The 12,811-nt window shown below is 71.3% G+C and carries 10 protein-coding genes; 4 read left to right on the forward strand and 6 right to left on the reverse strand.

What is annotated here, in order from left to right:
* The first annotated feature begins 14 nt into the window (after positions 1-14).
* Both OG787_RS04985 and OG787_RS04990 read left to right on the forward strand, forming a co-directional pair.
* Complete coding sequence (locus tag OG787_RS04985) at positions 15-2,327, forward strand: CoA transferase (RefSeq protein ID WP_405534394.1); 2,313 nt, start codon at positions 15-17, stop codon at positions 2,325-2,327.
* Positions 2,324-3,826: an AMP-binding protein gene (locus tag OG787_RS04990; protein WP_405534395.1), complete on the forward strand. Its 1,503-nt coding sequence runs from the start codon at positions 2,324-2,326 to the stop codon at positions 3,824-3,826. The genes OG787_RS04985 and OG787_RS04990 overlap by 4 nt, the downstream gene beginning before the upstream one ends.
* Before the next feature lie 33 nt (positions 3,827-3,859).
* Here the strand turns inward: OG787_RS04990 and OG787_RS04995 are convergent, their stop codons facing one another.
* The 6 genes from OG787_RS04995 to OG787_RS05020 all read right to left on the reverse strand — a co-directional run bounded on the left by OG787_RS04995 (position 3,860) and on the right by OG787_RS05020 (position 10,470).
* A complete protein-coding gene (locus OG787_RS04995) occupies positions 3,860-4,660 on the reverse strand; it encodes a sugar phosphate isomerase/epimerase family protein (protein ID WP_405534396.1) in 801 nt (266 codons plus the stop codon).
* A 23-nt stretch (positions 4,661-4,683) separates the two neighbouring features.
* Positions 4,684-5,526, reverse strand: coding sequence for a carbohydrate ABC transporter permease (locus OG787_RS05000; RefSeq protein ID WP_369036871.1), 843 nt, complete (start codon positions 5,524-5,526; stop codon positions 4,684-4,686).
* Positions 5,516-6,499, reverse strand: a complete 984-nt coding sequence (locus OG787_RS05005) for a carbohydrate ABC transporter permease (protein ID WP_405534397.1) — start codon at positions 6,497-6,499, stop codon at positions 5,516-5,518. The genes OG787_RS05000 and OG787_RS05005 overlap by 11 nt, the downstream gene beginning before the upstream one ends.
* A 10-nt stretch (positions 6,500-6,509) precedes the next feature.
* Positions 6,510-7,841, reverse strand: coding sequence for an ABC transporter substrate-binding protein (locus tag OG787_RS05010; protein WP_369036869.1), 1,332 nt, complete (start codon positions 7,839-7,841; stop codon positions 6,510-6,512).
* A 71-nt stretch (positions 7,842-7,912) separates the two neighbouring features.
* Complete coding sequence (locus OG787_RS05015) at positions 7,913-9,031, reverse strand: Gfo/Idh/MocA family protein (RefSeq protein WP_405534398.1); 1,119 nt, start codon at positions 9,029-9,031, stop codon at positions 7,913-7,915.
* Between the two features lie 155 nt (positions 9,032-9,186).
* Positions 9,187-10,470: an ROK family protein gene (locus OG787_RS05020; protein WP_405534399.1), complete on the reverse strand. Its 1,284-nt coding sequence runs from the start codon at positions 10,468-10,470 to the stop codon at positions 9,187-9,189.
* Between the two features lie 164 nt (positions 10,471-10,634).
* Here OG787_RS05020 and OG787_RS05025 point away from each other — a divergent pair, with 164 nt between their 5' ends.
* Together OG787_RS05025 and OG787_RS05030 are read left to right on the forward strand one after the other, a co-directional pair.
* Entirely contained in the window at positions 10,635-11,822 is a 1,188-nt protein-coding gene (locus OG787_RS05025; RefSeq protein ID WP_405534400.1) for a Gfo/Idh/MocA family protein, read from the forward strand.
* A 54-nt stretch (positions 11,823-11,876) separates the two neighbouring features.
* Positions 11,877-12,797: a sugar phosphate isomerase/epimerase family protein gene (locus OG787_RS05030; RefSeq protein WP_369036865.1), complete on the forward strand. Its 921-nt coding sequence runs from the start codon at positions 11,877-11,879 to the stop codon at positions 12,795-12,797.
* The last annotated feature ends 14 nt before the right edge of the window (positions 12,798-12,811 follow it).

Consider the following 12,811-nt stretch of genomic DNA (forward strand, 5'->3'; position numbering starts at 1 on the left):
GGCGGGAGAAAGACGTGACCACAGCAGTCCCGCGGGTCGTCGAGCTGACCAGCCCCTTCACCCGCTTCGCCGGCCGACTGCTGGTCGGCCTGGGTTACGAGGTGGTACTGGTGGAGCCCCCGGAGGGCGACCCCGACCGGCACGGCCCCGACGGCCACGACTTCGCCCACTGGCACGCCGGCAAACGCTCGGTGACCCTCGACCGGGGCACCCCCGAGGGCACGCACGCGCTGCGCGGACTGCTGGCGGGCGCCGACGCCGTCCTCGACGGGACGGAGGGCGGGGTGCGCACACTCGCCGAGGGGATCGATCACCTCGTACACGTCCGTGTCACCCCGTTCGGTCTCGTCGGGCCGCGCAGCGACTGGCAGGGCGGCGATCTCGTGGTGGCCGCGACGGGCGGGATGCTCGCCCAGGTCGGCGACCCCGACGGCCCGCCCCTGCGGCTGCCGGAGAACCAGGCCGAACACCTCGCGGGCGTCAACGCGGCCATCGCCGTCCTGCTGGGCCTGCGGGCGCGCCGCCGGGGACCGGGCCAGTTGATCGACGTCTCCGCGCAGGCGTGCGTCGCCGCCGCCCTGGAGGCGGGCACCCTCGCCTATCTGCACGAGGACCGGGTACCGCCCCGCCCCGGACGCGTGCACCCCCTGGTCCCGCACGGCCTGTTCCGGGCCGCCGACGGCTACCTGGGCGGCGGCCTCGGCGGCAGCCCGCGCATGTGGGACGCGCTGCTGGCCTGGCTGGTCGAGGAGGACGCGGCGGCCGATCTCGCCGAGCCGAGATGGCAGGACCCCGTCGAGCGCAAGACGCACCAGGAGCACGTCTTCAAGGTCGTCCAGGATTTCGTGGGCCGGTGGCCCAAGGCGGAGTTCGCGGAGCGCGCCCAGGCCCGGAAACTGCCGTGGGCGGCCGTGGACCTGCCCGCCGAGCTGCCGGACAACCCCCAGCTCACCGACCGTGGCTTCTTCACCCAGGTCGAGGGCCGCACCGACCTGGGCTTCCCGTTCGCGTTCCCGGAAGGGCACCGGATCAGCTCGCCGGCCGTGCCGAGGCCGGGCGCCGACCAGGCCCTGCTGGACGCGCCGCGCACGGTACGACCGGTCGTCACCGACTCCCCCACCCTGCCCGCCCTGGACGGCGTACGGGTCCTGGACCTGACATGGGTGCTGGCGGGCCCGTACTGCACGAAGGTCCTCGCCGACCACGGCGCCGACGTCATCAAGGTCGAGTCCGCCGGGCGTCCCGACCCGACCCGGTTCGCGCCCTTCATGCATCTCTCGCGCGGCCCGCACACTGACCCGGACACCAACGGCTACTTCAACGAGGTCAACCGGAACAAGCGGGGCATCGCGCTGGACACGCGGACCGAGGAGGGCGTGGCGGTGCTGCGCGACCTCGTCGCCAACTGCGACGTCCTCGTCGAGAACTTCAGCGCCTCGGTCATGAAGAAGCTCGGCCTCGGCTACGAGACGCTGCGCGAGATCAACCCCGGCATCGTCTACCTGAGCATGTCGGGCATGGGCCACACCGGTCCGCGCGCCGACTGGGTGTCGTACGCCGACACGGTCTCGGCGGCCGGCGGGCTGACCGGGCTCACGGGCTGGGGAACGGACGACGTGGTGGGCGTCATCTACGGGCACGGGGACATCGTCGCGGGCCTCCAGGGTGCGCTGGCCACGGTCGCCGCGCTGGAGCACCGGGCCGAGACCGGCCGGGGACAGCACATCGACCTGTCCCAACTTGAGGCGATCGCCGCCCACATGGGCACGAGCGTCCTCACCTCCGCACGGTCGCCGATGGGCAACTCGCACCCCCGCTGGAGCCCGCAGGGCGTGTACCGGAGCCTGGGCGCGGACCGCTGGCTGGCGGTCAGTGTGCGCTCCGACGAGGAGTGGGCGGGCATGTGCGAGGTGATCGGGCGCCTCGAACTGGCCTCCGACACACGGCTGTCGACGGCCGAGGGGCGCCGGAAGGAGAGCGCCCTGGTCGACGGTGTCCTCGGCGAGTGGGCGCGCACCCTGCCCGCCGACGCCGCCGCCGAGCTGTTGCAGGAGCGCGGGGTGCCCGCCGGGGCGGTCCAGGACGGGCGTGAACTCGTCGAGCACGACCCGCAGTTGAGGGCCCGAGGCTTCTACGTCCGGGTCGAGCACCCGGCCGCGGGCTCGTTCCTCCAGGAGGGCGTGCCCATCCGGCTCACCCGGACACCGGGCGGGATCCGCAGGCCCGCTCCCCTCCTCGGCGCGGACACCGAGGAGGTACTGAGGGAGGTGGCGGGCATCTCGCCCGAGCGGCTGCGACTGCTGTACGAGGCCGGGGTGTTGCGTTGATCTCGACCCTGCCGGAACTCGTCGACACGGCGGCCGGCACGTTCGGCGACCGGGTCTTCCTGCGCATCGGGGACACGACACGGACGTACGCCGAGACCCGCGAGGCCACGGCCACCATGGCCGGGGCGCTCGCCGCGCAGGGCTGCCGGCCGGGCGACCGGGTCGCGGCCCTGCTGTCCAACCGGGTCGAGCTGGTCGACCTGGTCCTCGGCTGCGCCTGGCTGGGCGCGGTCGTGGTGCCGTTGAACACCGCGCTGCGGGGGCGCTCCCTGCGGCACGTCCTGCACGAGGCGCAGCCGCGATTCCTGTACGCCGAGCCCGAGTTGGCGCGTCTCGCGGTCGAGGCGGGACACCGGGGAGGGGTGTGGGTGGCCGGCGACGCGGATGTCCCCGCGCCCGGTGTCACCGCCCCGCTCCCGCCCGCCCCGGTCCGGCCGGAGGACACCACCGCCGTCCTCTTCACCTCGGGCACGACGGGGACGTCACGCGGAGTCCGTTGCCCCCAGGGCCAGTTCGTCCACTGGGGCCGCAATGTCGCGGACGCCCTGCGTCTCACCGCCGACGACACGCTCCACACCGCCCTCCCCCTGTTCCACACCAATGCCCTCAACACCCTGGCGCAGGTCATGACGGTGGGCGCGAGCTGCACGGTCGACGCCCGGTTCTCCGCCTCGCGGTACTGGTCGCGGGTGACGGACTCCGGTGCCACGGTCGTCCATCTGCTCGGCGCGATGGCGCCCATGCTGCTGGCCCAGCCGCCGGGGCCGTACGACCGCGCCCACCGGGTGCGGTGCGGTCTGTCCCCGGCGACCCCGGCCGCCGCCTGGGAGGCCTTCCGGGCACGGTTCGGTGTCACCCTCGTCGACGGGTTCGGCTCCACGGAGACGAACCTCGTCCTCGGGTCCACGCCGGAGGAGTACCGGCCCGGATACATGGGCACCCTGCGCGAGGGTTTCTCCGCGCGGGTGGTGGACGAGGGCCTGGCACCGGTCGCGGACGGCACACCCGGCGAACTCCTCGTCCGCAGCCACCGGTTGAACGCGTTCTCGACCGGCTACCTGGGCGAGCCCACGCTGCCCTCCGACTCCTGGCGGCGTACCGGTGACCGGGTGATCCGTGAACCCGACGGCTGGTACCGCTTCGTCGACCGCATCAAGGACGTCATCCGCCGCCGGGGCGAGAACATCTCCTCCGGCGAGGTCGAGTCGGTGGTCCGTTCCCATCCGGCGGTCGCCGAGGCAGCGGCATTTCCGGTCGCCTCCGAGCTGGCCGAGGACGAGGTGATGGTCGCGGTGGTGGTCCGGGCGGGCGGCGCACTGGATCCGGCGGACCTGGCCCGGCACTGCGCGCACGAACTGCCCGCGTTCGCCGTGCCCCGGTACATCGAGACGGTGGCGGAACTGCCGCTCACCGAGACCGGGAAGATCCGCAAGGCCGTGCTGCGGGAGCGCGGCGTCACGGCCGGCACCTGGGACCGCGTCGGGGGCCACCCCGGATGACACATGAGGTGGCCCCGTACGTCGCCGTGCGGCTCACTCCTGGTCGGCCCGGCGCGCCTTGAGCCAGGCCACGCTGTCGGCGACCAGGTCGAAGATGTCCGCCCCCTCGGCGATCCCGTCCGCCTCGATGATGTGCGCACGGATCGAGTCCCGGCCGGCGTCGAGGGCGTCGGCCAGCGCCACCGTGCCCCGGCCGGCCGCGACCTGCGGCTCGCCGCGGACCGCCGGTCCGTCCTTCACATGGACCAGCCGCACCCGTTCGCCGAGCCTGGCGACCACCTCGGCGGGCACCTGGCCGGCGGTCTGCGCCCAGTACAGATCGACCTCGGCGACGACCGACGGGTCGAGGGCGTCCCAGAGCACGTCGTAGCCGTACCGGCCGTCGTCGAGCGGCGTCCACTCCCACTCGTGGTTGTGGTAGCCGACCCCCAGACCGTGCGTGGCCGCCGCCTTGGCCAGGGCGTTCAACCGGTCGGCGTACCGGAGCACGCCCGCCGTGGAGACCAGGGCGTCCCGGGTGAATCCGGGGAGCGCGTCCGGGGTGGAGGCGATGGCGACGGGGGCGCCCAGTTCGGCCAGCTCCTCGAAGAACCAGCCGGGGTCCTCCGCGTCCGGGAGCCGGGCGTGGGTGGAGGACACCGTCAGTCCGGCGGCGTCGATGTCGGCCTTCAGGGCGCGGGCCTCGGCGAGCCGCGCGGCCCGGTCCAGGTCGCTGCGGCCCAGCCGGAAGGGCTCGACCGTGGTCACGCCGAGTCCGGCGACCCTGGCGAGCGTGGCGGGACGGTCCGCCATGACGTCCATCAGGGTGTACAGCTGGAGGCCGATGGCGGGCATGTCCGACTCCCCTTTCGAGTACGTCACTTGACTGCCCCCGCGGTGAATCCGGCGACGAGGTAGCGCTGGAGGAGCAGGAATCCGGCGACCACCGGAACGGACACGACCAGCGAGGCGGCCATGATCTGGTTCCAGTAGACGTTCACCTCCGTGGAGTAGGCCTGGAGGCCTATGGCCAGGGTGCGGGTCTCCTCGCTGGTGAGGACCGAGGCGAAGAGCACCTCGCCCCAGGCCGTCATGAAGGCGTAGATCGACACGGCGACGATTCCCGGTGTCGCGGCGGGCACGATGATCTGGAGCAGTGTGCGCAGCGGCCCCGCACCGTCCATCTTCGCGGCCTCGTCGAGTTCGCGTGGCACCGATTCGAAGTATCCGACCAGCATCCACACCGCGAACGGGAGGGAGAAGGTCAGATAGGTGAGGGTGAGGCCGGTACGGGTGCCCACGAGGTCGGTGCCGAAGTTCTGGTCGGCGTAGACGAACAGCAGGTACAGCGGCAGCAGGAACAGGATCCCGGGGAACATCTGGGTGGCCAGCACCGCGCCCTTGAAGGCGGTGCCGCCGCGGAAGTTCCAGCGGCTCATCGCGTAGGAGGCGAAGACCGCCACCAGCACCGAGAGCACCGTGGCGGTCACGGCCACGATCAGCGAGTTCACGAAGTACTGGGCCAGCGGCACGGTCTGCCAGATGTCGGCGAAGGACTGGAGCGTCGGGGAGGTGGGAATCCAGGTGAACTCGCCCTGTACGTCCGGGAGCGACTTCAGCGACGAGGTCACCATGACGTACAGCGGGGTGGCGACGAACAGCGACAGCAGGGTGAGGGTGACGTACCGGAACAGCCGGTAGCCCGGGGTGTCATGAGTCATGGCTCTTCCTCCGGGTGAGGGCGAAGTAGCAGGCGCTGACCAGCAGCAGGAACAGCAGGAGCAGGACGCTCATGGCCGAGCCGAGGCCGAAGTTCCAGGTGGCGAACGAACTCTCGTAGATGTGCACGGAGATGAGGTCCCCCGCGGGCGGGGCGCCGGCGCCGAACAGGACGTACGGCGTGTTGAAGTCGTTGAAGGTGTGCAGGAACATCACGAGCACCAGCACCCGGTTGACCGGCGAGAGCAACGGCAGGGTGATGGACCGCAGTTGCCGCCAGGGCCCGGCTCCGTCGATGCTCGACGCCTCGTACACGTCCTGCGGGATCGCCTGCATGCCGGCCATGAGGAACAGGAAGGCGAACGGCCACATGCGCCAGATCGCGACGACGCACTCCGCCCAGAACGCGTTCTGGCCGATCAGCCAGAACGGGTTGCCGTCGGTCAGCCCGGCCTGGCCGAGCAGGTGGTTGAGCATGCCGTTGTCGCGCTGGAAGATGAAACGCCAGGTGATGACCGAGGCGTACGCGGGCAGGGCGTAGGGCACGAGGAACAGCGTCCGCAGCAGGCCCCGGCCGCGGAAGGGACGCTGGAGGGCGAGCGCCGCCGCCATGCCCATGAGCCAGGTCGCGGACAGCACGACGGCCGTGAAGGCGAGGGTGACCAGGAACGACTGGAGCAGGGACTTTCCCGTCGGGCCGTCGAGGTCCAGGACGAACCTGAAGTTCCCGAGGCCCGCGAAGGGCGCCTCCCACCAGTGGCTGATCTGGTACTGCGTCACCCGCAGCACGCTCATCGCCGTGCCGAGCACGATGGGCACGAAGTGGATGAGCAGTTCGAGCGCCAGAGCGGGCAGCAGGAAGAGGTACGGGATCCACTTGCGGTTGCTCCCGCGGGCGCGTCGGCGTTCGGGGCGCCGCGGCTTGTCCGGGGTCTCGGGAGTCTCACGTGTCCCGGAGGGACTGATGACTGCCATCGGGAAGCTCCTAGCTGCCGGCTTCGAGCTTCTGGTTGGCCGCGGCCATCTCATCCTTGATGGCGGCCTTCCCGGGCTGGTCCCCGGTCGCGGTCCGGGCCGCGAAACCGTTCATCGCCGAGCCGACCAGGGTCTCGAACTGTGCTTCCTCGGTGATCTGCGGAAGCGGCTGGGACCGGTCGGCGAGGGTGTCGCGGGCCACGGCCAGTGCGGGGGTCTCGAACGCCGGGTCCTCGGCGTCCGTGACCGAGGGCAGCGTCCCGTAGACCTTGTTGAGGGTCACCTGCTCACCGGCGCTGGTCAGGAACTTCACGAACTGCGTGGCGCCTTCGGGGTTCCCGGTGTTCTTGAAGATCGCCACGTTGATCCCGCCGACGAAGGACCCGATGTCCTTGCCGCCCGCGGGCGGTTGGTCCTGGGCGGGCACGGGTGCGACGCCGTAGTCGTCCGCCGTCATCTCGAACTGGCTCAGCGTCAGGCCCGTCGAGGCCTGGGCGAGGATCATCCCGGCCTTGCCCGCCGCGAAGTTCTGCGTCATCGCGGTCTTGTCGGCGACCTCCGCGTCCGAGGGGTTGGCGATGCCGTCCTCGCCCATCCAGGACAGCCACTGGTCGATCCCGTCGACCATCCCCGTGTCGGCGAACTTCGGGGTGTGGCCGTCGAAGACCTCGGCTCCGTGCTGGGTGCCGAGGATGTACGCGAGATGCGCGGCGTACGAGGGGGAGGCACCCTGCATGCCCAGACCCCACTGGTCGGTCTTGCCGTCGCCGTCGGTGTCCTTGGTGAGCTTGCGCCCGGCGGAGACGAACTCGCTCCAGGTCTTGGGCGGCGCGCTGATCCCGGCCGCCTTGAACAGCTTCTTGCTGTAGTACAGCTCGTAGGCGTTGGTGTAGAGCGGCAGGCTCATCGGGTCCTCGCCGGTGGCGCCCGTCGACTTCAGCGCCGTCGGCAGGAAGCGGGACGCGCCGCCGACCTCGGCCAGCTTCGCCTTGTCCCACGGTACGAAGGCGCCGGTGGCCTGTAGCGAGGCGGACCAGGTGTTGCCGATGTTCAGGACGTCGGGGCCCTTGCCGCTGGTCGTCGCCGCGAGGATGCGGTTGAGCAGGTCCGCCGAGGGAATGACCTCCAGCTCGACCTTGACGCCGGTCTGTTTCGTGAACTTGTCGATCTCCGGCTGGAGGATCTTCTTGTCCGCGTCGAGGCTGGCGCTCTGGTTGGTGGCCCAGTAGGTGATGGTGTCGGCGCCGGACGAGGAGGTCGAGCCGCCGCCGCACGCGGTGACACCGGCGCCGGCCAGTACGGCCGCCGTCGCGAGTGCCGCCGTGCGAATCGCACGCTGCATGGGAGTTCCTTTCGAGGGTGGGTCGTGCTGGTACTTCGATCCGCGGCCGGCGTGCGGGGCCGGGGGGAGACTCAGGCGGAGGCGGAGTCGGCTGCCGCGACCGGCGCGGGCTGCACAGCCGTGCTCTTGATCGCACGCACCCCGTCGGCGAAGGTCGACTGCTCGATCGCTTCGAGGACTTCGAGGACGTGCAGGGCGAACTCGCCCGAGACGCGCAGGGGTTCGCCGCTCAGCGACTCGACCAGGTCGTTGACACCGTGCCCGCGGAAGAGCCGTACGGCCGGGTCACAGGTCGGCGGGAGCACCGGGGGAAGCTCCGACCAGTCCGCGTCCGTACGGCGCTTGATGAGGACGGGGGCGTCGTGGTGGTTCGGATTGGGGATGTTCAGCGTGCCCTCGGTGCCGTACACCTCGATGTGGGGCAGCGTCATGTCCCAGATGTCGAAGCTGTAGAGGGTGGAGACGATCACGCCGGAGACCGTGCGCAGGATCGAGGCGGTGGTCGTCGGCACGGTCACCTCGACCTCGTCGACGACCCGGTCCGGCGCGGTGACGGCGATCCGGGGAGTCGGGATCGCGCTGGTCCCGACGACCTCGGCGACGGGCCCGAGCAGGTTCACCAGGGCGGCCACATGGTAGGGGCCCCAGTCGAGGGTCGGTCCGCCTCCGGGCTGGTAGAAGAACCCGGGGTTGGGGTGTTTCGTCTCGACCCTGGGCGACCGGACGAAGGACGTCGCGGCGAACGGAGTACCGATCAGACCGCGGTCGACGGCCGCGCGGGCCGTCTGACCGGCCGTGCCGAGGAAGGTGTCGGGGGCGCCGGCGAGGACCCGGCCGGCGGCACGCGCCTGGTCGAGGTTGGCACGGGCCAGTTCGGCCGTCGCCGCGAGGGGCTTCTCGCTGTACACGTGCTTGCCCGCGGCGAGCGCGTCCCGGGTGACCTCCCAGTGGGCGACGGGGGGCGTGATGTTGACGACGACGTCCACGTCCGGGTCGGCGTAGAGCTCCTCGGGCGTGCCGTACGCGGGGATCGCGTGGAGTTCGGCCTTGGCGCGGGCCCTGCCGACGTCGATGTCGGCGACCCGGACGACGGGCAGATCGCCGTACCAGGCGAGCCCCAGGGCGTATGCGTCGAAGACGACGCCCGCACCGACGACGCCGATGTTTGCGCGAGGGGTGGGTCGGTTCACCGTGTCTCCCAAGTCTGGTTCGCGCGGAGCGAATCCGCCGGTTGGATGAGACCGGACGTGCGAGACGTGTCGGAAGCTAGTGGCCTCCGTGGGGAGCGTAGAAGCGCGATGTTCCGTTGAACGGACCGCTGGGTGAACGACTCGGTGAAAGGCCGTCACCTCGCCGGGTGTGCGCCCCGCACGGTGCCGTGCCTGTCGTCCTGGTCCAGGAAGCGGCCGATCCCGGTCGGCGACAGCAGGTGCTCGACGCCGAGCACCATCGCCCCGACCATCGACGCGTCCCTCCCCAGCACGCTGCGGGTGATGGTCAGTTCACGGGTGGCGAGGGGCAGGGCCTGCCGGTACACCACCCCGCGCACCGCGGAGAGCAGATCGTCGCTCGCCTCCACGACCTCGCCGCCGACGACGACATGGCGCGGATTCAGCATGTGGATGCACAGGGCGACGACTTCCCCCAGGGTGGCCCCCGCCGCGCGGACCGCCCGCAGCTCGTCCGGCAGACCGTCCCGCAGCCGCCCCAGGAAGGCCCGCATCGCGGCGTCGTCCGCCGCCGTGCCCGCCGGCGCGTAGTCGCCGTCCGCCGCACCGGGCGGCGCGTGGCGGCGGGCGAGCGCCCCGATGGACGCCAGTGCCTCGACACAGCCGACCTTGCCGCACCGGCACACCACGTCGTCGGCGCCGGGGGCGCGGATGTGCCCGATGTCCCCGGCCGCGCCGTCGGCGCCTCGGTGGAGCGTTCCGTCGGCGAGCACGAACCCGGCCCCGATGCCGGCGCCGACGGTCACGAAGAACACGGGCAGTTGCTCGGGCGGCACGGTGCGCGCCTCGCCGAGGGCCATGAGGTTGACGTCGTTGTCGACCAGGACGGGGCAGTCGAACTCGGCGGCGAGCCGCTCGGCCACCGGGAAGCCGTCCCAGCCCGGCATGATCGGCGGGCGGACGGCCATGCCCCGCGCCACGTCCACCGGGCCCGGCAGGCCGACGACCAGGACACGCGGCCGGTCCGCCGGGATCCCGGCCTGTTCCAGCAGGCCGGCGAACCGGTCCGCGAGGAACGACAGGGTGAGCTGCGGGCCCTCGGCGAGCCGCCAGGGGAGGGTCAGTTCGGCGAGGACCCGCTGGGTCAGGTCCGCCACCACACAGCGCGCCGAGAAGGCGGAGAGGTCGGCGATGAGCACGACGCCCGCGTCGCCCGCGAGAGAGAGCCGCAGTGCCGGCCGGCCCCTGCCGCCGCCCGAGGCATCGTCGCCGTGCAGCAGGCCGGCGTCCACCAGATCCTGCACGTGGGTGTGGATCGAGGACCGCGAGAGCCCGGTGAGCCGGGACAGGTCGAGGCGGTGGGCCGCCTCGCCCGCCGCGACCAGACGGGCGATCCGGCTGCGGACCGCGTCGGGGTGACGGCGCGAGCCGCTGCCCGGTGCACCCAGTCGTGCTGCCATGTCCACTCCCTTATGACGCCGGTGACGGGCGGCGACGGCGGCCAATTATTCCAAAAACAACATTATTCATGGGGGTGTTCCGGCAGAACAACAGCTCATATTGTTGGCAGCGGATGAGGCCGGTACAGGCGGGTTCCGTACGGCAGTTGCCGAAAGGACCTTGCATGACCGCCCCGATAGGGCACACCCTCCGCATCGACAGCACACACGTACGACGTCCACGGGCACCGCGACCTCGGGTCGCCGTCCTCGGCGCCGGAATGATCGCGGGGGTTCACCTCCGCAGCGCACGCGCGGCCGGCGCGGAAGTGGTCGGCGTCCTGGCCTCCTCACCGGAGCGGAGCCGGGCGGCGGCACGGAACTGGCAGGTCGAGGTCGCGTATCCCGACGTCGACGCCGTCCTGGGCGACCCCGGCATCGATGTCGTCCACGTCTGTACGCCCAACCACCTGCACGTGTCCCAGGCCCGCGACGCGCTGCTGGCGGGAAAACACGTCATCTGCGAGAAGCCCCTCGCCACGTCGGCGGCCGAGGCCCGGCTGCTCGCCGACACCGCCGCGACGTCGGGCCTGGTCGCCACCGTGCCGTTCGTCTACCGCTACCACCCCATGGTCCGCGAACTGCGGGCTCGGGTGTCGGCTGGCGACTTCGGTCCCTGGCAGCTGCTGCACGGTTCGTATCTCCAGGACTGGCTGCTGATGCCCGAGCACACCAACTGGCGGGTGGACCCGGCGCTCGGCGGCGCCTCAAGGGCTTTCGCCGACATCGGCTCGCACTGGTTCGACCTGGTGGAATGGGTGGCCGGGGTCCGGCTCGCGGAGGTACTGGCCGAGGCCACCACGACGGTGGCCGAACGGCCCGACGCCGGAGGCCCGTCGTTCTCGGGCCGCGCTCTCGCCGGCTCCGCACGCGTCCCGGTCACCACTGAGGACGCGCTCGGCGTTCTCGGTCGGACGACGGACGGAGTGCTGGTGTCCGCGACCGTCTCCCAGGTCTCGGCCGGCCGGAAGAACCGGCTGTGGCTCGAACTCGACGGCGCCGACGCCAGCGCCGTGTTCGACCAGGAACTGCCGGAATCCCTGTGGCTCGGCCACCAGAACCGCACCGAGACGGTGGTACGCGACCCGGCGTCGAACTCCGCCGACGCGGCCCGGCTCTCGATCGTGCCCGCCGGGCACGCCCAGGGCTATCTGGAGTGTTTCGAGCACTTCGTCAAGGACTCCTACGCCGCCCTCCACGGCGAGGCCCCCGACGGCCTCCCCACCGTCCTGGACGGAGTGCGGTCCGCCCATCTCGTCGACGCCGTCATGACCTCGGCGGACCGGCGCGTGTGGACCACCGTCCCCGGCTGACCTCCACCCCGCTCCCCCGTTCCCCAAGTCGTCACTCAGCGAAGGACCAGCGCCATGAAACTCGGACTTCTGACAGCGTGCCTCCCCGGCCTGTCCCTGGAGGAGATCGCCACCTGGGCCGCCGGCGAGGGGTACCAGAGCCTCGAGGTCGCGGTGTGGCCGGACGGCCGCGGTCGCGACTTCGAAGCCTCCCATCTGCCCGTCGCGGCCTTCTCGGAGGCCGACGAGGACGCCACCCGTGAACTGCTGCGCCGCACCGGCCTGGAGATCAGCTCGCTGGCCTACTACGAGAACAACCTGCACCCCGACCCGGTGGCCCGGGAGGCGATCCGGACCCACCTCAAGCGTGTGATCGATGTGGCGGCGCGGCTGGGGGTGGAGTCGGTCGGCACGTTCATCGGGCGCGATCCGGGGCTCAGCGTCGCGGAGAACCTGCGCGAGGGCGAGAAGATCCTGCCCGAGCTGGTGGACCACGCGACGGAGCGCGGGGTCAGGATCGTGATCGAGAACTGTGTGATGGAGGGCTGGCACCCCGACGGCTATCCGGGCAACCTCGCCTACTCGCCCGAGCTGTGGGAGTGGATGTTCGGCCTCGGGTTCTACCTCAACTGGGACCCCTCGCACCTGACCTGGATCGGCGTCGACCCCCTCACGACCATCGAGCCGTACATCGACCGGATCGCCCACACCCAGGCCAAGGACGTGGAGACCTTCCCCGGCAGGCGTGACCGGTTCGGCTTCTTCGGCACCGTGAACAAGGGCGGCAACCCCTGGGAGACGGGCTGGTGGCGCTACCGTGTGCCGGGCCTGGGCGAGGTGGACTGGCGCCGTGTCGTCGACCGGTTCCACGAACTCGGATACACGGGCACCCTCTCCGTCGAACACGAGGACCCCGTCTGGTCCGGGACTCCGGAAAAGGTGAAACAGGGCCTGCGGATCGCCCACAGGACACTGCGTCCGCTCCTCGTGGAGTGAAGTGGGGTGATTCC

The sequence above is a fragment of the Streptomyces sp. NBC_00075 genome (assembly GCF_045041225.1).
Classification (GTDB): domain Bacteria; phylum Actinomycetota; class Actinomycetes; order Streptomycetales; family Streptomycetaceae; genus Streptomyces; species Streptomyces adonidis.